Annotated in this window: 15 protein-coding genes; 3 read left to right on the forward strand and 12 right to left on the reverse strand. The window is 69.9% G+C overall.

The genetic code is table 11. The features are described from left to right. Nucleotides 1-2 precede the first annotated feature (2 nt). The 3 genes from ABZ707_RS04295 to ABZ707_RS04305 all read left to right on the forward strand — a co-directional run bounded on the left by ABZ707_RS04295 (nucleotide 3) and on the right by ABZ707_RS04305 (nucleotide 5076). Nucleotides 3-2141, forward strand: a complete 2139-nt coding sequence (locus ABZ707_RS04295; protein WP_360167477.1) for an acetate--CoA ligase family protein — start codon at nucleotides 3-5, stop codon at nucleotides 2139-2141. A gap of 144 nt (nucleotides 2142-2285) precedes the next feature. Continuing rightward, nucleotides 2286-3674, forward strand: coding sequence for an OFA family MFS transporter (locus ABZ707_RS04300; protein WP_360167480.1), 1389 nt, complete (start codon nucleotides 2286-2288; stop codon nucleotides 3672-3674). Between the two features lies 1 nt (nucleotide 3675). Beyond that, complete coding sequence (locus ABZ707_RS04305) at nucleotides 3676-5076, forward strand: OFA family MFS transporter (RefSeq protein ID WP_360167483.1); 1401 nt, start codon at nucleotides 3676-3678, stop codon at nucleotides 5074-5076. 129 nt (nucleotides 5077-5205) lie between these two features. Here the strand turns inward: ABZ707_RS04305 and ABZ707_RS04310 are convergent, their stop codons facing one another. From ABZ707_RS04310 to ABZ707_RS04365, 12 genes are all read right to left on the reverse strand, one after another. After that, nucleotides 5206-6276 carry a sugar phosphate isomerase/epimerase gene (locus ABZ707_RS04310; RefSeq protein ID WP_360167486.1) on the reverse strand — a complete coding sequence of 357 codons (1071 nt, stop codon included), beginning with the start codon at nucleotides 6274-6276 and terminating at the stop codon, nucleotides 5206-5208. Between the two features lie 17 nt (nucleotides 6277-6293). After that, a complete protein-coding gene (locus ABZ707_RS04315; protein WP_360167489.1) occupies nucleotides 6294-7676 on the reverse strand; it encodes a nucleotide pyrophosphatase/phosphodiesterase family protein in 1383 nt (460 codons plus the stop codon). Continuing rightward, a complete protein-coding gene (eboE, locus tag ABZ707_RS04320) occupies nucleotides 7673-8842 on the reverse strand; it encodes a metabolite traffic protein EboE (protein WP_360167492.1) in 1170 nt (389 codons plus the stop codon). Before eboE ends, ABZ707_RS04315 begins: the two co-directional genes overlap by 4 nt. 4 nt (nucleotides 8843-8846) lie before the next feature. Further along, entirely contained in the window at nucleotides 8847-9695 is an 849-nt protein-coding gene (locus ABZ707_RS04325; RefSeq protein WP_360167495.1) for a TatD family hydrolase, read from the reverse strand. Further along, nucleotides 9695-10300, reverse strand: coding sequence for an EboA domain-containing protein (locus ABZ707_RS04330; protein WP_360167498.1), 606 nt, complete (start codon nucleotides 10298-10300; stop codon nucleotides 9695-9697). Before ABZ707_RS04330 ends, ABZ707_RS04325 begins: the two co-directional genes overlap by 1 nt. Next, entirely contained in the window at nucleotides 10297-11142 is an 846-nt protein-coding gene (locus ABZ707_RS04335; protein ID WP_360167501.1) for a sugar phosphate isomerase/epimerase family protein, read from the reverse strand. The genes ABZ707_RS04330 and ABZ707_RS04335 overlap by 4 nt, the downstream gene beginning before the upstream one ends. Continuing rightward, nucleotides 11139-12101, reverse strand: coding sequence for an SCO3242 family prenyltransferase (locus tag ABZ707_RS04340; RefSeq protein ID WP_360167504.1), 963 nt, complete (start codon nucleotides 12099-12101; stop codon nucleotides 11139-11141). Before ABZ707_RS04340 ends, ABZ707_RS04335 begins: the two co-directional genes overlap by 4 nt. Then, the gene (locus tag ABZ707_RS04345) at nucleotides 12098-13231 is read right to left on the reverse strand and encodes an inositol-3-phosphate synthase (RefSeq protein ID WP_360167507.1); all 1134 of its coding nucleotides are present in this window, start codon (nucleotides 13229-13231) and stop codon (nucleotides 12098-12100) included. The genes ABZ707_RS04340 and ABZ707_RS04345 overlap by 4 nt, the downstream gene beginning before the upstream one ends. 100 nt (nucleotides 13232-13331) lie before the next feature. Next, nucleotides 13332-17015: a ThuA domain-containing protein gene (locus tag ABZ707_RS04350; RefSeq protein WP_360167510.1), complete on the reverse strand. Its 3684-nt coding sequence runs from the start codon at nucleotides 17013-17015 to the stop codon at nucleotides 13332-13334. Nucleotides 17016-17390: 375 nt separating this feature from the next. Beyond that, nucleotides 17391-18395: a sugar phosphate isomerase/epimerase family protein gene (locus ABZ707_RS04355; RefSeq protein ID WP_360167513.1), complete on the reverse strand. Its 1005-nt coding sequence runs from the start codon at nucleotides 18393-18395 to the stop codon at nucleotides 17391-17393. Nucleotides 18396-18410: 15 nt separating this feature from the next. After that, complete coding sequence (locus ABZ707_RS04360) at nucleotides 18411-19646, reverse strand: Gfo/Idh/MocA family oxidoreductase (RefSeq protein ID WP_360167516.1); 1236 nt, start codon at nucleotides 19644-19646, stop codon at nucleotides 18411-18413. 51 nt (nucleotides 19647-19697) lie between these two features. Beyond that, nucleotides 19698-20738 carry a substrate-binding domain-containing protein gene (locus ABZ707_RS04365; protein WP_360167519.1) on the reverse strand — a complete coding sequence of 347 codons (1041 nt, stop codon included), beginning with the start codon at nucleotides 20736-20738 and terminating at the stop codon, nucleotides 19698-19700.

A 20738-nucleotide genomic window follows, 5' to 3' on the forward strand; every position in this document is an offset into this window, starting at 1 on the left:
CAGTGGACACGACAGAACCGAATCTCGCGGCCGTACGCGCCGTCCTGGACACCGCGCTCGCCGAGGGCCGTACGGCGCTGACGGCGCCCGAAGGCAAGGCGCTCACGGACGCGTACGGCATCCCGACCCCGGCCGAGGCGCTCGCCGAGTCCGCCGACGAGGCCGTGGCGCTCGCGGACCGGATCGGCTTCCCGGTCGCCATGAAGATCGTCTCCCCGGAGATCCTGCACAAGACGGACGCGGGCGGTGTCCGGATCGGGCTCAAGTCGGCCGCCGAGGTGCGGGGTGCGTTCACCTCGATCGTCACCAACGCCAAGGCGTACGACCCGGACGCCCGGATCCTCGGCGTCCAGGTGCAGCAGATGGTGCCGGCCGGCACCGAGGTCCTGATCGGCACGGTCACCGACCCGACCTTCGGCAAGATCGTGGCCTTCGGTCTCGGCGGTGTCCTGGTGGAGGTCCTCAAGGACGTCACCTTCCGGCTGGCGCCCGCGACCAAGGACGACGCGCTGTCGATGCTCGACGGGATCCGCGCCGCGGAGATACTCCGCGGTGTCCGGGGCGGCGCCGCCGTCGACCGCGACGCGCTGGCCGACCTGGTGGTCAAGGTGTCCCGGCTCGCGGCCGACTTCCCGGAGATCGCCGAGGTCGACCTCAATCCGGTGTTCGCCTCGGAGAACGGTGTGATGGCCGCCGATGTGCGGGTCCTGCTCACCACCGAGACCCCGGTCAAGCGGCGGACGTACGGCCGCGAGGAGATCCTCGTCTCGATGCGCCGGCTGATGAAGCCCAGTTCGGTGACCGTGATCGGGGCCTCCAACGAACAGGGCAAAATCGGTAATTCGGTCATGCGGAACCTGATCGACGGAGGTTTCCCGGGCGATATCCATCCGGTGAACCCCAAGGCCGATGACATACTCGGCCGCAAGGCGTACAAGAGCGTGATGGATGTTCCGGGCGAGCCCGATGTGGCGGTCTTCGCGATCCCCGCGAAGTTCGTTCCCGCCGCGCTCGAAGAGGTCGGCCGCAAGGGCATTCCCAACGCCGTCCTGATCCCGTCCGGCTTCGCCGAAACCGGCGAGCACGAGCTCCAGGCACGGATCGTGTCGATCGCCGAGGAGTACGGCGTCCGTCTGCTGGGGCCGAACATCTATGGCTACTACTCCACCTGGCAGGACCTCTGCGCGACCTTCTGCACCCCGTACGACGTCAAGGGCGGTGTGGCGCTGACCTCGCAGTCCGGCGGTATCGGGATGGCGATCCTCGGCTTCGCCAGGACCACCAAGACGGGTGTCTCGGCCATCGTCGGTCTGGGCAACAAGTCGGACCTCGACGAGGACGATCTGCTCACCTGGTTCGGCGAGGACCCCAACACCGAGTGCATCGCGATGCATCTGGAGGACCTCAAGGACGGCCGGGCCTTCGTCGAGGCGGCCCGCGCCACCGTGCCGAAGAAGCCGGTGGTGGTCCTCAAGGCCGGGCGCACGGCGGCCGGTGCCAAGGCGGCCGGCTCCCACACCGGTGCGCTCGCCGGTGACGACGCGGTGTACGACGATGTCCTGCGGCAGGCCGGCGTCATCCGGGCGCCCGGTCTCAACGAGATGCTGGAGTACGCGCGGGCGCTTCCCGTGCTGCCCACCCCGCAGGGCGACAATGTCGTCATCATCACCGGCGCCGGCGGCTCGGGCGTGCTGCTCTCCGACGCCATCGTCGACAACGGCCTGTCGCTGATGGAGATCCCGCCGGACCTGGACGAGGCGTTCCGGAAGTTCATTCCGCCCTTCGGCGCGGCGGGCAACCCGGTGGACATCACCGGCGGCGAACCCCCGTCCACGTACGAGGCGACGATCAGGCTCGGCCTGGAGGACCCGCGGATCCACTCGCTCGTCCTGGGCTACTGGCACACCATCGTCACACCGCCGATGGTCTTCGCCGAACTGACGGCGCGGGTCGTGGCCGAATTCCGGGCGCGCGGCATCCAGAAGCCCGTCGTGGCCTCCCTCGCGGGCGATGTCGAGGTCGAGGAGGCGTGCCAGTACCTCTTCGAGCACGGCGTCGTGGCCTACCCGTACACCACCGAGAGGCCGGTGGAGGTGCTCGGCGCGAAGTACCGCTGGGCGCGGGCGGCGGGGCTGCTGTGACCCGTATATATGACGCACCGTCAGTCGGTGGCGGTGGCCGGTGTGTTGGGGGGCGGTCGATGACCTGATCTGCCCGTGCGAGCACGAAAGGTATTGGACAGGGGGCGCTGGCCAGGCTCTTTCGATGCAAGGGGTGCGACACACATGTCAACGACACAACTTCCCACCTCCGTACCGTTCAAGGAGGTGTCGGACCGCAACGGCCGCGTGTACCGGATCGGAGAGACCGACCGGGACATCATGGGCCGTCCACGATGGACGATGGTGCTCTTCCCCTGGATGGGCATGCTCGGCATCAGTTCGTCGGAGTACGCGTTCACCTCGGCGGAGGACACTCTGCACGAGGCCCATCTCTGGAACAGCGGACACATCTTCTGGCTGATGGGCGTCTGGATCTTCTTCCAGGCGGCCGTCGCCTTCCCCGCCGGGCAGCTCCGTGAGAGCGGCAGGCTGCCCGCCCGCTACGCCATGATGCTCGGCGCGCTCGGCACACTGCTGGGCTATGTCTCGCTCGCCTACGCGCCACATGTGATCGTGGCGTACATCGGCTTCGGGATGTTCAGCGGTATCGGCGCGGGTCTGGTGTACGCCACCTGCGTCAACATGGTCGGCAAGTGGTATCCGGAGCGCAAGGGAGGCAAGACCGGCCTCGTCAACGGCGGTTTCGCCTACGGGTCCGTGCCGTTCGTCTTCCTCTTCACCTCGTACATGGACCTCAGCAACTACCAGGGCGTGCTGGTGCTCGTCGGTGTGATCTGCTGCGCCGTCGTCGCGTTCGCCGGGTGGTTCTTCAAGGACCCGCCGAAGTACTGGTGGCCCACGGGCGCCGACCCGCTGAAGGTGTCCGAGGACCCGAGGGTCCGGCGGGCGCTGGAGAAGAACCCGCCGGCGGTCAAGCAGTACACACCCAGGGAAGCGGCACGCACACCGGTGCTGTGGATGATGTGGTTCTGTCTGCTCTGCACGGCCGGCATCAACATCTTCGGAATCGCCTTCCAGGTGCCCTTCGGCAAGGACATGGGATTCGCGGGCGGGATCGTGGCCACCGCGATGTCCCTCAAGGCGATCGTGAACGGCACGGGGCGTGGTGTCATCGGCTGGATATCCGACCGGTACGGGCGCCGTAACACACTGATCATCGTCTGTCTGGTCCTGGGCAGCGCGCAGTTCGGCGTGCTGATCTCCGGGTCCATGGGCAGCATGCCGTTCTTCCTGTTCTGCTCGATGGTCTCCGGCTTCGGCGGCGGGGCGATCTTCCCGCTGTTCGCGGCGATGACCGCGGACTACTTCGGCGAGAACAACAACGCTTCCAACTACGGCATGGTCTACAGCTCCAAGCTCATCTCGGGGCTGGTCGGCTCCGGTATGGGAGCCGTGGTGGTGGGCGCCTGGGACTACGAGGGCGCGTTCATCATCGCCGGCGGTATCGGCCTCGCCTCAGCGGTGCTGGCCCTGTTCCTGAAGGCGCCCGGCAGGCCGGACGCCAAGAAGATCGAACCCAATCCGAACCCCATCGGCCGGGAGATCGCCTGATATGACAGCGGAACCTCTTTCCGGTACGTCCGCGTCGGCCTCGGCCGGCGCGGGCTACCGCGAGATCACTGACGCACGTGGCCGGGTCTACCGGGTCGGCGAGACGGACCGGCAGATCCTGGGACACTCCCGGAAACTCATGGTGTATCTGCCGTGGGTCGCCATGATGGCCATCAGCGTCTTCGAGTACGCGTACGGATCGGCGGAGGACGTCCTCTCGGCCGCGCACGGCTGGACCCAGAGCAACACCTTCTGGATCCTGAGCGTCTGGGTGTTCTTCCAGGCGGGTGTCGCCTTTCCCGCGGGCTGGTTACGGGAGAAGGGGATACTGACGGCGCGTGGCGCCACGATGGCCGGGGCCGTGCTCTCCTTCGCGGGCTTCCTGTCCATCTCCCACTTCCACAATGTGTCGGCGGCCGTGCTGGGATTCGGTCTGCTCGGCGGTGTGGGCTCCGGGCTGGTCTACGCCACCTGCATCAATATGGTGGCCAAGTGGTTCCCGGAGCGGCGCGGCGGAAAGACCGGCTTCGTCAACGGCGGATTCGCCTACGGCGCGGTCCCGTTCATCTTCATCTTCAACTACGCGTTCGACACCAGTAACTACCAGGCGGTGCTGGATCTGATCGGGGTCTACATCCTGGTCGTCGTGGCCGTCTGCGCCTGGTTCTTCAAGGACCCGCCGCAGAACTGGTGGCCCGCCGACGTCGATCCGCTGAAGGTGGAGGCGGGCAGCAAGAACGCGATCACCCTGGCCAAGAACCCGCCCGCGTCCAAGCAGTACCGGCCCAAGGAGGCCATCAGGACCGGCATGCTCCCACTGATCTGGGTACTGCTGGTGATCACGGCCGGGGTGTCCATCTTCGGTATCTCCTTCCAGGTGCCGTTCGCCAAGGACGTCGGCTTCGGACCACTGGTCGCCGCCTCGTCGGCCGGTGTGCTCTCCGTGGTCAACGGCATCGGGCGAGGGGTCGTCGGCTGGCTCTCCGACCTCTGGGGACGCAAGATCACACTGATCTTCGTGATCACGGTGCTCGGCCTGGCGCAGTTCGGAATCCTGTGGGCGGGCAACAGCAGGAACGAGGTCCTGTTCCTTGTGTTCGCCTTTGTCTCCGGCTTCGGCGGCGGGGCGTTCTATCCGCTGTTCGCGGCGCTCACCCCGGACTACTTCGGGGAGAACTACAACGCCACCAACTACGGTCTCGCCTACAGCGGCAAGCTGGTCAGCGGATTGTTCGGCGGCGGACTCGGTGCGATGGCGATCGACTCCTGGGGCTACGACGGGGCGTACATCCTCGCCGGCGGGCTCTCCCTGGTGGCCGCGGCCATGGCCATGCTGCTGCGCAACCCCGGGCAGCCACGGGGCAGGACGAGCGTGCCCACTCCACAGCCCGCGGGCGGGTGAGCGACCCGTTCCACACAGCCGGGTGAGGCCGGATCCGGCCCGGCACACCGACAGGCGGCCCTCCCCGCGGCTTCGATCGAGCCGCGCGGAGGGCCGCCGTCATGGATCCCGGTGGCGGGGCCGGTCCGTTCAGCGGCGCTCGCGCAGCGAGTGCAGGTGGTCGGCCGACTTCCGGGCGAAGGCGACCGAGTCGACCGGGTTGTCGTGCTCGACCTGCCAGTGGTGGTTCGGCCGGCCGCCGCGGGTCTTGTTCACCGCCGAGATGAACCTCTTGTAGTCGATGTCCCCGTCGCCGACGTCGACCATGTCGTATCCGTCGCGGGCGGCGTCGTTGTGCGTGCCGTCCTTGACGTGGAAGAGCGGATAGCGGTCGGGCTGCTTCAGCACGTAGTCCAGCGGCTCGAAGGGACGGGGCTTGCCCTCGACGGTCTTGCTGTAACGGAACTGGCCGGTGTACGCCCAGTAGATGTCCATCTCCAGATAGACCAGGTGGGGGTCGGTCTCGGCCAGCAGCACGTCGTACAGGCGGACGTCCGGCCGGTCGGTGGCGAAGGAGAACTCCTCACCGTGGTTGTGCTGGTAGAACTTCATGCCGCGCTTCCTCGCCGCGGCTCCATAGGTGTTGAAGTCGTCGGCCGCCCGCTTCCAGGCGTCGACGGTGGAGCCGTAGCGGAACGGCCCCGAGGCGGTGCCGATGTGCTTCAGACCGAGCGTCTGCGCATCGTCGAGGACCTTTTCGAGGTTCTGCGCGAAGCTGTAGGCGTCGGGGTTGTTGTCGTCGTAGTAGTTGACGTGGCTGCCGATGCCGTTGAGGCCGTGGTCGCGCGCCAGCCGCCGCAACTGGGGCAGGGTGATCGCCCCGGTGCCCTGGGTGTAGCCGGCGTACTCGACCTCGTCGTAGCCGAAGCGCTCCAGCTCCTCGAAGACCTTGGCGAAGCCGAGTTCGGAGACCTTGTCGCGCAGCGAGTAGAGCTGGATGCCGAGGCGGCCGGGCGTCAGGACGGGCTCGGTCCTGCCGTGTCCGTGCCCGTGGTCGTGTCCGTGGCCGTGGCCCTTCCCGTGGCCCTTGCCGGTGGCCGCGGCGGGGACGGCGGACAGACCCAGCAGTGCGGCGGCGCCGGTGCCGGCGGCGACACCGAGCATGTTGCGCCTGCTGAGCCTGTGGGCCAGCTCGGCGTCGACGGACTTCTTGCGGCTCATGTACGGAACTCCTTTTGTCAGTGCAGTCCTGCAAGCTGGAGGAGCAGGGATTTCACATCGGTGGCCGCTACGCGGTCACCGACGGCGCGGGGGGTGGAACACAGGATGAGCGGACCTTCTTCGTCGCTCGCGGGAAGGCGGCCATGGCTGCCGCGAATGGGTGAGGGGTCGAGCGGGACGACCGCGAGGCGGTAGCGCATACCGAGCTTCTTGCGGGCGATCGCCTTGGCCGCCTTGAGGCGTACATACGGGTCGAGGGGGTCCATGAACAGCTCGACGGGGTCGTAGCCCGGTTTGCGGTGGATCTCGACGAGCTGGGCGAAGTCGGGAGCCCGTTCGTCGTCGAGCCAGTAGTAGTAGGTGAACCAGGCGTCCGGTTCGGCGACGGCCACCAGTTCGCCGGAGCGCGGATGGTCCAGGCCGTGGCTCTTCTTGCCCTCGTCGTCCAGGATCTCGTCGATGCCAGGAAGGTCCGCGAGTGCCTCGCGGGTGGCGTCGAGATCCTCCGGACGCCGCACATACACATGGGCGAGCTGGTGGTCCGAGACCGCGAAGGCGCGGGAGGCCATCGGGTCGAGATACTCCATGCCGTCCTGGGTGTGGACCTCCAGCAGCCCGGCCCGGCGCAGCGCCCGGTTGATGTCGACCGGGCGTGAGACCCGGGTGATGCCGTACTCGGAGAGCGCGACGACAGTGCGGCCCTCGGCCTCGGCGTCGTCGAGCAGCGGGGCCACGGCCGTGTCGAGTTCGGCGGCGGCCCGGTGGGAGCGCGGGTCGTCGGGGCCGTAACGCTGGAGGTCGTAGTCGAGATGCGGCAGGTAGCACAGGGCCAGATCGGGCCGGCGGGTGTCGATGATGTGGCGGGTGGCGTCGATGATCCACTGCGAGGAGACGATGTCGGCGCCGGGGCCCCAGAAGTGGAAGAGCGGGAACGTACCGAATTTCTCGGTGAGTTCGTCGTGCAGCGACGGCGGCCGGGTGTAGCAGTCGGGTTCCTTGCGTCCGTCGGCGTAGTAGACGGGGCGGGGGGTGACGGTGAAGTCGGTGTCCGCGCCCATCGCGTACCACCAGCAGACATTGGCGACGGTGTAGCCGGGATGGACCCGGCGGGCCGCGTCCCACAGCTTGTCGCCGGAGACCAGGCCGTTGTGCTGGCGCCACAGCAGTACGTCGCCCAGCTCGCGGAAGTACCAGCCGTTGCCGACGATCCCGTGTTCGGCGGGGAGCGTCCCGGTGAGAAAGGTGGACTGCGCGCTGCATGTGACGGCGGGCAGCACGGTGCTCAGCGGGGCCTGGGAGCCGGCTCCCGCCAGCTTCCTGAGGTTCGGCATATGGGCGAGGAGCCGGGGCGTGAGTCCGACGACGTCGAGGACCAGCAGCGGGGTCGGGCTCGCGGTCATGGCAGCTCCTTCAGGCCGAGGTCGACCAGCAGGTCGCGGGCCAGGGTGAGTTCGGCGGCGATCCCGTCGGCGAGCTGTCCGCGTGAGCGGGGGCGCAGCTCCGGCGGCAGGGCCTGCCAGGTGTATGTCTCGACCTCCAGATGACGGGTCCGCGGTTCGGCCCGGCCGACGAGCCGGGTCAGCGCGTCCTGGAGTACGGGGAGGGTGGAGGTCAGCGGTGGTGCGGGCGGGGCGTGCAGCGGGACGTGGAAGTGTGAGCGCCAGGGTGTGTCGTCGGGCAGCGCGCCGCCGCCGAGGGCCTCGTCCAGGTCGTCGGTGCCCTGGAGCCCGGCGGCGGTGCGGGCGCGGGTCTGGTGGAGGAAGCGGGGCTCGGCGAAGGCGGCGAGGGCGGCGCGTACCTCGGGCCGGTGCGGCTGCTCGGCGTGCAGCGCGGCGGAGAGCTGGGCCTTGGGGATGGGGATGCGGGCCGCTTCCAGCGCGTCCAGGGCGGTGGCCGGGTCCTCGAAGGAGGTCGCGAGATGGCAGGTGTCGACGCAGATGCCGATGCGGTCGCTGGCGATGTCGGTGAGCGGCCGGATCGCGTCGGCGGTGGTCTCGACGGTGCAGCCCGGTTCCGGTTCCAGGGCGATCCGGATGGACTTCCCGGTCAGCTCCTCCAGTGCGTCGAGCCGCTCGGCGAGCGCGGTCAGCGCCGCCCGGGCGGTGCGGGCCGAGGCGTCGTCGAACTCGGTGCGCCAGGCGAGCGGAAGGGTGGAGACGGAGCCCTCGGTGACATCGTCGGGCAGCAGCGCGGCCAGCAGCCTGGCCAGGTCACTGGTGTGGGCGAGCCGCTCGGGGTCGGCCCAGTCGGGTTTGTAGACGCGGTACTTGACCTCTTCGGCGCCGAAGCCCTCGTAGGGGAAGCCGTTGAGGGTGACGACCTCAAGACCTCGCCGGTCCAGTTCGGCGCGCAGCCCGCGCAGCACCGAGGGGTCGTTGATCAGGGTCCTGGCGGCGTTCTTGGCGAGCCACAGCCCGATGCCGAGGCGGTCCCGGCCGAGTCGTCGGCGTACCGGCTCGCAGTGGTCGCGAAGCTGGGCGAGGACACCGTCGAGGTTCTCGGCGGGGTGGACATTGGTGCAGTACGAGAGGTGGACGGTGGAGCCGTCGGGGTGGCGGAAGCGCATGGCCTCACTCCCCGCCGCGGAGGATGGAGTTGCCCTCGTGGAGGGCCTCCGGGGCGGGGACGTCGAGCTGGAGTCTGCCGCTGAGCCCGTAGAAGGCGACGGGGTTGCGCCACAGGACCTGGTCGACGTCGTCCTCGCTGAAGCCGGCGGCGAGCATCGCGTCCCCGACCTTGCGGGTCTTGAGCGGGTCGCTCTTGCCCCAGTCGGCCGCCGAGTTCACCAGCACCTTCTCGGTGCCGTACGCCTTGAGGACGGCGACCATGCGGTCCTCGTCCATCTTGGTGTCCGGATAGATGGAGAAGCCGAGCCAGCTTCCGCTCTCCGCGGCGTCCTTGACGGTCGTCTCGTTGAGATGGTCGAGCACGACCCGGTCGGGGGCGAGCGCGGATTCGCGTACGACGTCGACGGTGCGGCGCAGGCCGGACAGTTTGTCGCGGTGCGGGGTGTGGACGAGCGCGGGCAGGCCGTGGTCGGCGGCGAGCTGGAGCTGGGCAGCGAGCGCGGTGTCCTCGGCCGGGGTCATGGAGTCGTAGCCGATCTCGCCGACCGCGACGACGGAGTCCTTGACGAGATAGCGGGGCAGCTCGTCGAGGACCGGCGTGCAGCGCGGGTCGTTCGCCTCCTTGGGGTTGAGGGCGAGCGTGCAGTGGTGGGCGATGCCGTACTGGGCGGCGCGGAACTGCTCCCAGCCGAGCAGCGCGTCGAAGTAGTCGAAGAAACTCTCGGGCGAGGTGCGCGGCTGGCCGAGCCAGAAGGAGGGCTCGACGAGGGCGCGGACTCCGGAGGCGTACATCGCCTGGTAGTCGTCCGTGGTGCGGGAGGTCATATGGATGTGGGGGTCGAAGATGCGCATCAGGACTCCTCGCCGGTCAGGTTCAGTGCGTGGTGCAGGTCGGCGGGTACGGTGCGGCCGGCCGCGGTGCGTTCGGCCGCGAAGTCGGCCAGCATCCGGGCCAGTTCGGCATCTCCGCGGGCACGCTCCGGCAGGCCGTCGACGGCGTCGAGCGGCACTCCGGTGAAGAGGCATTTGAGGATGGCGTGCCGCCAGGCGTGCGCGTCGAGGTGGGCCGCCGCGTAGGGGCCCACGGCGGCGGCGACCAGCCGGGTGTCATTGGTCCGCAGGGCGTCCTCGGTCAGCGGCAGCGCGTCGGGGCCCGGGACGAGGCGGGGCAGGGCGAGCAGGACGGCGCGGCGTTCGGCGGCGGTGCCCCGGTGGTAGAGCCGGGTGAGGGTGGCGAGGTCGGCGCGTGCCTCCTGGAGCAACAGGACGCGTACGGAGTCGACCGTGTCGGCGGACGGCCCGCAGTGGCGTCCGGCGGCGGCGAAGCTCAGCTCCCAGGGGGCGAAGGCAACGTTGTCGGCTCCTTCGCCGGCCCTGGCCCCGGCGAGGGCGGTGTCGAGCCAGGATCTGGCGGCCGGGTCGAGCCGTGCGGAAAGCTCCTCGCGGGTGGGGGTCATGCCGGTGCTCCCTTCGTACGGAGGAAGTCCAGGGAGGTGCGGGCCAGTTCGGGCCCGGCGTGCGAGTGGCGCGGCAGCTCGACCACGGTCAGTCCCTGGTATCCGGTGGCGGCCAGCGCGTCGAGCACGGGCGGGAAGTCGATCTCGCCCTCCCCGAACGGGAGGTGCTCGTGGACACCGCGCCGCATGTCCTCGATCTGCACATGCCGCAGCCAGGGCGCGGCCTCCCGGACGCAGTCGGCGGGCGGGGCCGGCTCCAGGCACTGGCAGTGGCCGATGTCGAGGGTGAGGCCGAGCGGTCCCGGGTCGCCGAGGCGCTCTCTGAGCTGGTGGAAGCCGGCCAGGTCGGAGACGAGGTGGCCCGGCTCAGGCTCGACCGCGAGCGGCACGCCGGCGGCTTCCGCGGCGTCGAGGACCGGGCTGAGCGCCTCTTCGAGCCGCTTCCAGGCGGTCTCGGTGTCGGTGCCCGCCGGAGTGATGCCGCTGAAGCAGTGCACGGCGTACGCGCCCAGGTCCGCGGCGACCCGGACGGCCGTGATCAGCAGCCGGGTGCGGGCAGCGCGGCCCTCGGGGTCCGGGTCGAGCAGCGAGGGCCCGTGTTTGCGGCGCGGGTCGAGTACATACCGCGCGCCGGTCTCGACGGTGACGCCGAGTCCCAGCTCCGCCAGCAGCGTCGCGACCCGCCCGGTGCGCGCGGCGAGTTCGGGGGCCATGGGGTCGAGATGCATATGGTCGAGCGTCAGTCCGACCCCGTCGTAACCGAGGTCGGCGAGCAGCCGGAGCGCGTCGTCGAGCCGCAGATCGGTGAGCCCGTTGGTGCCGTAGCCGAAACGCAGGCTCATGTCGGGCTCACTTTCCTGGCGAGTGCGCGGGCGAGGGGTACGAGCGCCATGACGCCGAGTGCGACACCGGCCGCCCCGCCGCGCGCGGCGAGCGCCGCCTGGAGCGGGATCATCGCGCGGATCCCGCCGCCGACGGCGCGCTGGGTGAGCGGCGGGGACGGATTGAGCGCCGCGTGCAGCAGGGGCCGTGCGGCGGTCCCCACATAGACGGCGGCGAGCGCCCCCGCGACGGCCGGGGCGCCTGGCCCGGTGCGCCGGTGCGCGGCGGGGACCGGGGACGCGGGCCGGCGGCCGGCCGCGACGCCCAGTGCGGCGGTGGCCGCGAGCGCGGCGAGCGGCGCGGCCGTCGATCCGCCCTGCGCCTCGTGACGGGAGACGGTGGTGACGGCGACGGTGTGCGCCCCGAGCAGCGACGCCGAGGGCAGCGCGGTGCGCGCACCGCTCCACCGGTCCGGGCCGCGCCCGGCCACGGCCGGGTGCCGCGCACCGCCCGGCCGCGCGGTGTCTCCCCGGCCCGATGTGGCGGTCGCGCCCAGGAGCAGGTCCAGTGACCGGGCCGCGCCCATGGCGAGCGGGCCCGCCGGGGTGTGCTTGAGGTGGATGTCGTACGCCCAGACGGTGGCGGCCAGCGCCGTGCCCACCGCCAGTGCGGGGCGGCCCGCCAGCGCCGCGAGGCCGAGGCCCGCGGCGGTCAGGGCGCCCGCCGCCGTGAGCGCCGCCGGCGGGGAGACACGGCCCGAAGGGATCGGGCGGTGCGGGCGGTCGACGGCGTCCTCTTCCCGGTCCGCCCAGTCGTTGAGCGCCATGCCCGCCTCGTAGAGGCAGAGCGAGGCGCCCATCGCGAGCGCGGTGCCGCGATTGGGGCGCGCCCCGAGGGCGGCCGCCCCGGCCAGGGCGTCGCCCGGGACCGTGAACAGGGCGGACACCCGCAGCAGTTCGGCCCAGGCGCGCAGCGTCACCGGGTCTCCTTCAGCCGGTCGGCGAAGGTGAGCAGCACGTCGAACTGTTCGGCGAGCGCGGCCGGGCCGCCGTCCGGATCCTTGAAGTAGAAGCCCAGTTCGGGCAGGGGCCCGCTCAGCCCGGCCTCATGGGCGCGGGCCACCAGCCGGGCCAGGTCGAGGACGAGCGGCGCGGCGAGCGCCGAGTCACAGCCCTGCCAGATCGTCTGGAGGATCATCCGGGAGCCGAGGAAACCGTCGAAGGCGATGTGGTCCCACGCGGTCTTCCAGTCGCCGAGCGCGGGGACGTCGTCGATGTGGACCTCGCCCTCGGGGGCGCTGCCCAGGGTGTCGGCGAGGACGCGTTCCTTGCCCGCGTTCTTGGCCGCCGCGGCGGCCGGGTCGGCCAGCGCCGCTCCGTCCCCGCCGCCCAGCAGGTTCGTACCCGACCAGGCGCGTACGGTCAGGGCCCGCTGGACGAACATGGGAGCGAGCACGGAACGGAGCAGCGTCTGGCCTGTCTTGCCGTCGCGGCCGGCGTGGGGAAGTCCGGCGGCCTCGGCGGCGGCGGTGAGGGCTGCGGTGCGCAGCCCGGTGGACGGGGTGAAGTTGACGTAGGGGCAGCCGGCCCTGACGGCGGCGGCCGCGTACAGCGAGCTGGCGGGCAGCCGTGGGTCGTCCGGCGCCGGCTGGGCCTCGGTGGAGGAGACATTGACGACGACCACGCGCGCGACCCCGGTGCGGCGCGCGAAGTCCCTGATGTCGCCGGCGAAGGCGGCGATGAGTTCCTCGTCGCTCCTGGTGTCGCCCTGCTGCGGGCCGCCGGTCCGTATCTCCTGGTCGGCGGCGGTCAGTTCGGCGCCGATCGCCGGGGCCAGGCCGTGCGGCAGCACACCGGCCGCGGTCAGTTCCTCGGCCCGTTTGGGCAGGGGGCAGCTCGCCGTGTCGTGTCCGCCGAAGACGAGTGAGGAGAGAGCGGGGAGGCCCGACTCCGCGAAGGGCGCGGTCTCGGTGACCATGCCCGTCGCGGGGTGGAGCCCGGCGGTGACCGCCGCGCATCCCGCGACGGCCGTGGTGGCGACGGAGCCACGCGCTCCGACGAACCAGACTCCGGTGCGTACTGCAGTCGATTCTTTGGTGACCGTCGTCACGGGCTGCCTCCCTGCCGGTGATGGGGTGGTGGACGGCGGGCGGGGGGTACGGCGCCTCCCCGCCCGCCGTCGTCTGACGGGCCGCCCCTCCTAGTGGTTTCTAGGAGGCGGGCAGCTCCTTGAGCTGGATGTTGCGGTAGGACACCTGGTCGTCGGCACCATGGTTCTGGATGCCGATGTACCCGTCGGCCAGGCTGCGCGCCGGGTCGCTGTTGGTGAAGTCGTTGATCTTCACGCCGTTCAGGAAGATCTGGAGACGTTCACCCTGGACCCGGATCTCGTAGTTGTTCCACTGCCCCGGGGGCCGCAGAACCTGGTCCCTGGCCTTGATGTTGGCCGACTTGAAGGTGTAGACGGAGCCAGTGGTGCGGTCCGCCGCGTCGGTGGCGTCGATCTGCACCTCGTACCCCTTGTCCACCGCCGACCACGGGTCGTCCGAGGCCGGGAAGCCCACGAACACACCGGTGTTGTCGTCCCCGGCCAGCTTCCAGTCGAGCTTCAGCGAGTAGGACTTCAGCTCCTTGGCCTGGTACCAGAGCAGACCCATACCGCCCTCGGAGCGCAGCTCGCCGTCGACGACGTTGAACTTGCCCGGTCCTGCCTGCTTCCACCCGGCCAGGCTCTTCCCGTTGAAGATGTCCCGGTAGCCGGTGTCGGGCTTGCAGTCGGCCTTGACCTGGCCGGCCGCGTAGCGCAGCCCGCCGAGCAGGTGCTCCCGGAAGGGCGCGTCCGCGTAGGACTCCTTGGTGTGGCCGCCTCCGGTGTAGAAGGAGCGACCGCCGCCGTAGGTCTGGCACCAGGCGATCGGGTGATCGCCCTTCATGTTGCCGCCCTGGTAGGTGGTCTCGTCCAGAGTGGCGAGGACCTTGGCCTGCGTACGGGGGTTGGTGCGGTAGTTGTACCACTCGTCAGTGCGCTGCCACTCGTCGCCGAGGTGGGCGGTGGCCGGGTGGTCGTGGTCCTCGACCCGCACGGTGGCGGACTGGATCGCCGGGTGGGAGTCGAAGTAGGCGCCCACCAGACCACCGTAGAAGGACCAGTCGTACTCGGTGTCCGCGGCGGCGTGCACACCCATGTACCCGCCGCCGGTGGCGACGTAGTTCTCGAACGCCTTCTGCTGGTCGGCGTTGAGGACGTCACCGGTGGTGGAGAGGAAGACCACCGCGTCGTACCGGGCCAGGTTGTTGGTGGTGAACTGGCCGGCCTCCTCGGTGGAGTCGACGGTGATCCCGGTGGTCTTGCCCAGCTCCTTGAGCGCGGCGGTGCCCTGCGGGATCGAGTCGTGGCGGAAGCCGGCGGTCTTCGAGAAGACCAGGACCCGCTTCTCGGTCCTGCCCGGCACGGCCGTGGAGATCTGGAAGTCGTCCAGGTCGTACAGAGCGCCGTCGCCGCCCTTGAAGACCAGGAACAGCTCGGTGGTCTTCGCCGGGACGGACCGCAGCGGTATGTCGATGTCCTGGAAGACGTCCCAGCTACCGGTGACCGGGATCGGCGCGGAGCCCAGCAGGTTGCCGGTGGCGGAGCCCGTGCGCACCTCCAGGAATCCTCCCGCGCCGCCGGAGGAGACCCGGGCGGTGAGCGTCTTGGATCCCTTCAGGTTGTACGGCGAGAAGGAGATCCAGTCGTCGTTGTTGATGTCGCCGACGGTCTTGCCGCCGTTGGCGCTCGCCTTGTCGTAGGTCCTGATGCCGGAGGAGTTGTTGAAGTGCTCGGCCTGCCGGTGACGGGGCTGCAACTGCGCCTGGTCGTGGCTGGTGAGCGCCGCCTGGCCGCCGCCTCCGCCATCGGTGTACTCGGCGTCGATGACACCGAAGATATTGGCGTTGGGGTCGTGCTCGGCGTCGGCGGGAGCGGTGATGGTGCCTTCGCAGCCGCTCGCCGAGGTGATCGGGTGGCCGTGGTTGTCATGGCCCAGGATGTAACGGACGACGACCTTGGAGCAGTCGATCGCACCGTCCTCGGGGTCGGTGACCGTGACCTTGAAGGGCAGCGTGTCACCGAAGTTGAAGAGCGTGCCCTCCGCGGGCAGTTCCAGTGTCACCTTCGGCGCGGTGTTGCCGACGACCACGTGCACGGACGCGGATCCCGTGCGGCCCGTCCCGTCGGAGACGGTGAGGTTCGCGGTGTAGGTGCCGTTCTTCTTGTACGTGTGGACGGGGTTGGCCTCGGTCGACGAGGTGCCGTCGCCGAAGTCCCACTCATAGGTGACGGGGTCGCCGTCCGGGTCCTGGGTGCCCGCCGAGGAGAAGGTCACCTTCAGCGGCGACTTGCCGGAGGTCTTGTTCGCGGCCGCCGCGGCGACCGGTGACCGTCCGCCGGTGATGTTCTCGATGCGGTAGACCGCGGAGTGCTCGTCACCGCCGAACCAGGAGAGGCCGTAGTCGAGCACATAGAGCGCGCCGTCGGGGCCGAACTCCATGTCCATGACCTGGGTGCCGGACCACGGGAAGTCATTGATCTTGCTGACGGTGCCGTCCTCGCCCTGCTCGATCCGCTTGATCCACTGGCGGCCGAACTCGCCGGCGAAGAAGTCGCCGTCGTAGGACTCCGGGAACTTCACCGGGGAGTCCAGGTCGGCGTCGTAACGGTAGACCGGGCCGCCCGTCGGGGACTCGGAGCCGGAGCCGAACTCGGGCACGCTGCCACCGTCGTACGGGATCCACGCGGGCTGCGCGGGCGGCAGGTCGACCAGACCGGTGTTGTGCGGGGAGGTGTTCTTGGGCGCGTCGCAGTCGAACGCCGCACCGGAGGTGCCGGTCGCGAAGTCGTAGTCCACGAAGGCGTCGTTGTTCCCGGTGCAGTACGGCCAGCCGAAGTTGCCGGCCTCCGTCACCCGGGCGAACTCGACCTGGCCGCCAGGCCCCCGGGGCGGCGAGGCCGAGCCCGCGTCGGGGCCGTAGTCGCCCACGTAGACGACACCGGTCTTCTGGTCGACCGAGATACGGAACGGGTTGCGGAAGCCCATCGCGTAGATCTCGGGCCGGGTCTTCTCGGTGCCCGGCGCGAAGAGGTTGCCCTCGGGAATGGTGTACGAGCCGTCCTCGGCGACCTTGACGCGCAGGATCTTGCCGCGCAGGTCATTGGTGCTGCCCGAGGTGCGCCGGGCGTCGAACGCCGGGTTGCGGTCGGGACGCTCGTCGATCGGCGTGTAGCCGTCGGAGGCGAACGGGTTGGTGTCGTCGCCGGTCGACAGATACAGGTTGCCGTCGGCGTCGAAGGCGATGTCGCCGCCGACATGGCAGCAGGTGCCACGGGACGTGGCGACGTCGAGGACCTTCTTCTCGCTCGCCTTGTCGAGTGTGCCGTCCTCGTTCAGCGTGAAGCGCGAGAGCCGGTTGTAACCGTCGAACGGCGCGAAGTCGGCCGCGGAGCCGTTCTCCGGGGCGTCGCCGGCGGGGGTGTTGAGCTTGGGCGCGTAGTAGAGGTAGATCGCCCGGTTCTCGGCGAAGTCGGGGTCGACTCCGACGCCCTGCAGGCCCTCCTCGTCGTGGCTGTAGACCTCCAGCGTGCCGGACACCTTGGTGGCGCCGGCGGCGTCGGTGATGCGCAGCGTGCCGTCACGCGAGGTGTGCAGCACCTGCCGGTCCGGCAGGACGGCGAGCGACATCGGCTCGCCCACCTCGTCGGCGCCCTTCGCGAGGGTCACCTGCTGAAAGCTCTCCTCCGCGGCCGGTGTCTCGGGGTCATGAGCGGCTGCGGGTACGGCGCTGAGGCTCGCTCCGGCGAGCAGCGCGCCCGTCAGGAGTGCGAGGAGGGATCTGGCTCTGGGGCGTTTTCTGTGCACGAAAGTCCTCCACAATGGGCTGTTCGTACGTGCGGGTTGCCATGGAGCGCGGAGTGCCGCGCTCGCCTCCCGGGTGGTGCTCGTCCCGCACCGGCCCGGGGAAGGTGGCTGCGTCACCGACGTGCGCCGTCACATCGGTGACCACCTATGACCTGTACATCTCAATGGACGGTAGCTCGGTTCGTCCGGGACCGAAAGACCTTGCGCACTGAGGAAGTTGAACTTTTTCCTGCCCCAGGACAAAGCGGGGGTCCCTATCTTGGTGGCGGTCGGCGGGGGGGCGGACGTGGCGGCAGGGGGCGGGCGTGGCGGCGCGGGGAAGGGGGTGCGGGGCCCCCGGCGCCCGCACCCCACTCCGCTCCCGGCCGCCGGGGCCTACTCCCCGCCCCCGAACGCCGCGTCGAAGGACGCCGTCGGCGCGTCGAAGTCGAAGCGCTTCAGGTCTGCCAGGGCCTCGGGCGCTCCCGCCAGGCGGTCCATGCCGGCGTCCTCCCACTCGACCGAGATGGGTCCCTCGTACTTGATCGACCGCAGCATCCGGAAGACGTCCTCCCACGGCACGTCCCCATGGCCCGCCGACACGAAGTCCCAGCCCCGCCGCGGGTCGCCCCACGGCAGATGCGAGCCGAGCCGGCCGTTGCGGCCGTCGAGGCGCTTGCGCGCCTCCTTGCAGTCGACGTGGTAGATCCGGTCCTGGAAGTCGTACAGGAAGTTGACCGGGTCCAGGTCCTGCCAGACGAAGTGACTCGGGTCGAAGTTCAGCCCGAACGCGGACCTGTTGTCGACCGCGTCCAGCGCCCGCCGCGTGGTCCAGTAGTCGTACGCGATCTCACTGGGATGGACCTCGTGCGCGAAACGCACACCCTCGGCGTCGAAGACGTCCAGGATCGGGTTCCAGCGCTCCGCGAAGTCCTCGTACCCGCGGTCGATCATGCCCGGCGGCACCGGCGGGAACATCGCGACGAGATGCCAGATCGAGGAGCCGGTGAACCCGATGACCGTGTTGACACCGAACGCGGCGGCGGCCCTCGCGGTGTCCTTGATCTCGGCGGCGGCGCGCTGCCTGACGCCCTCGGGCTCCCCGTCGCCCCAGATCCGGGACGGCAGGATCCCCTGGTGGCGCTCGTCGATGGGGTTGTCGCAGACGGCCTGTCCCACCAGGTGGTTGGAGATCGCCCAGCACTTCAGCCCGTACTTGTCGAGCAGTTGGTGCCGGCTGTCCAGATATCCCGGGTCGGAGAGCGCCTTGTCTACCTCGAAGTGGTCGCCCCAGCAGGCGAGTTCCAGACCGTCGTAACCGAAGTCACGAGCGAGCCGGCACACCTCCTCCAGGGGCAGATCGGCCCACTGGCCGGTGAACAGCGTGAACGGACGTGGCATTCGGACCTCCTGAGCTCAAATTCCTGAAGCGTGAATTCCGGACGGCGGCGGCACGGGCGTGTACACGGAATTCTTCGCGGCGCTGTCCTCCACCGCGGCCAGCACCCGCTGCACCTGGAGCCCGTCGGCGAAGGACGGCGCCGGGTCGGTCCCGGCGGCGACCGCCTCGACCAGGTCGCGGGCCTGGTGGACGAAGGTGTGCTCGTAACCGAGCGCGTGACCCGGCGGCCACCACGCCTCCAGATAGGGATGCTCCGGCTCCGTCACCAGGATCCGGCGGAAGCCGGACGACGGGGCGGGCTCGGTGTGGTCGTGGTACGACAGCTCGTTGAGGCGCTCCAGATCGAAGGCGAGCGAGCCGCGCTCGCCGTTGATCTCCAGATGGAGCGCATTCTTACGGCCCGAGGCCATCCGGGTGGCCTCGAAGGAGGCCAGCGCGCCCGAGGCGAGCCGGCCGCTGAAGAGCGCCGCGTCGTCCACGGTCACCGGGCCCGACTCGCCGCCGCCGGTCGCCGAGAGCCCGGCCGACGCCCCGCTCAGCACCGGCCGTTCCTTGACGAAGGTCTCGGCGAGCGCGGAGACCCCGGTCAGCGGCTCCCCCGTCAGGAACTGCGCGAGATCGATGATGTGCGCCCCCAGGTCGCCCAGCGCTCCCGAGCCCGCGTGCTCACGCTTGAGCCGCCAGGTGAGCGGGAACTCCGGGTCGACCAGCCAGTCCTGGAGATAGCTGACCCGCACGTGCCGCAGTGTGCCGAGCCTGCCCTCCTCGATCAGCTTGCGGGCGTACGCGATGGCCGGCACCCGGCGGTAGTTGAAGCCGACCATGGCGAGCTGGCCGCGTGATCTGGCCTCCTCGGCCGCTCTGACCATGGCCTCGGCCTCGGCCACCGAATTGGCGAGGGGCTTCTCGCACAGGACGTGCTTGCCCGCCTCCAGCGCGGCGATGGCGATCTCCGCATGGCTGTCCCCGGGTGTGCAGATGTCGACCACCTGCACATCGTCGCGAGCGATGAGCGCCCGCCAGTCGGTCTCGGCGGCGGCCCAGCCGTGTTTGTCCGCCGCGGCGCGGACAGCGTCCGCGTCACGGCCGCAGACAGCGGCGAGTACGGGCCGCATCGGCAGGTCGAAGACACGTCCCGCCGTGCGCCACCCCTGTGAGTGGGCGGCGCCCATGAACGCGTATCCGACCATGCCGATGCCGAGTGTCGGCGGTGCACCGGCCTCTTTCTCCGACGCTTCCCTGGGGGTCATACGGAGTACTCCTCGTCTCTCGCTCGGTGGGGGCGGACGCGACAGGGCCGGTCAGTTGAAGCCCGTGGGGAGGTACTGGTCGATGTTCTCCTTGTCGACCACGGCGGAGAACACGGTGACCTGGGTCGGGATCTCCGCTTCGGCGATCCCGCTGATGCCCTTGGCCTGGCCCAGCGCACGCGCCAGGTCGATGGCTGAGGCGGCCATGGTCGGCGGGTAGAGGACGGTGGCCTTGAGGACGCTGTTGTCGGCCTTGATCGCGTCCATCGCGGACTTGGCCCCGGCGCCGCCCACCATCAGGAAGCCGTCCCGGCCCGCCTGGTCGATGGCGCGCAGCGCGCCCACGCCCTGGTCGTCGTCGTGGTTCCAGATCGCGTCGAAGTTGGGCTGCGCCTGGAGGAGCTGCGCCATCTTCGCCTGACCCGATTCGACGGTGAAGTCGGCGGCCTGGCGGGCGACCTTCCTGATGTTCGGGAAGTTCTTCAGGGCGTCGTCGAAGCCCCTGGTCCGCTGCCGGGTCAGCTCCAGGTTGTCGATCCCCGCCAGCTCGATGACCCTGGCGTTGGGCTTGTCCTTGAGCTTCTCGCCGATGTAGTTGCCGGCGTTGAGACCCATGCCGTAGTTGTCGCCGCCGATCCAGCAGCGGTACGCCTGCGGAGTGGCGAAGATCCGGTCCAGGTTGATGACGGGGATCCCGGCGCGCATCGCCTTGAGACCGGCCTGGGTGAGCGCCTTGCCGTCGGCCGGCAGGATCACCAGGACATCGACCTTCTTGTTGATCAGCGTGTCGACCTGGCCGATCTGAGCAGCGGTGTCGTTGGAGCCCTCCGTGACCTCCAGCGTCACCTCGGAGTATGTCCCGGCCCGCGCCTTGGCCTGCTCGTTGATGGCGTTCAGCCAGCCGTGGTCGGCCTGGGGACCCGCGAAACCGATGGTGACGGGCTTGCCCGGCTTGGCGTCGTCGGCCGCCGGCTGGGAGTTGGCCGCGGTCTCCTTCGTGTCGGGCTCATTGCTGGTACAGGCGGTGAGGAAGGCACCCGCGGAGATGGCGGCGGTGCCGAAGAGCAGTCCTCTGCGGCTGGTTTCTGGCAT

It is taken from the genome of Streptomyces sp. NPDC006923, assembly GCF_040635655.1.
GTDB lineage: Bacteria > Actinomycetota > Actinomycetes > Streptomycetales > Streptomycetaceae > Streptomyces.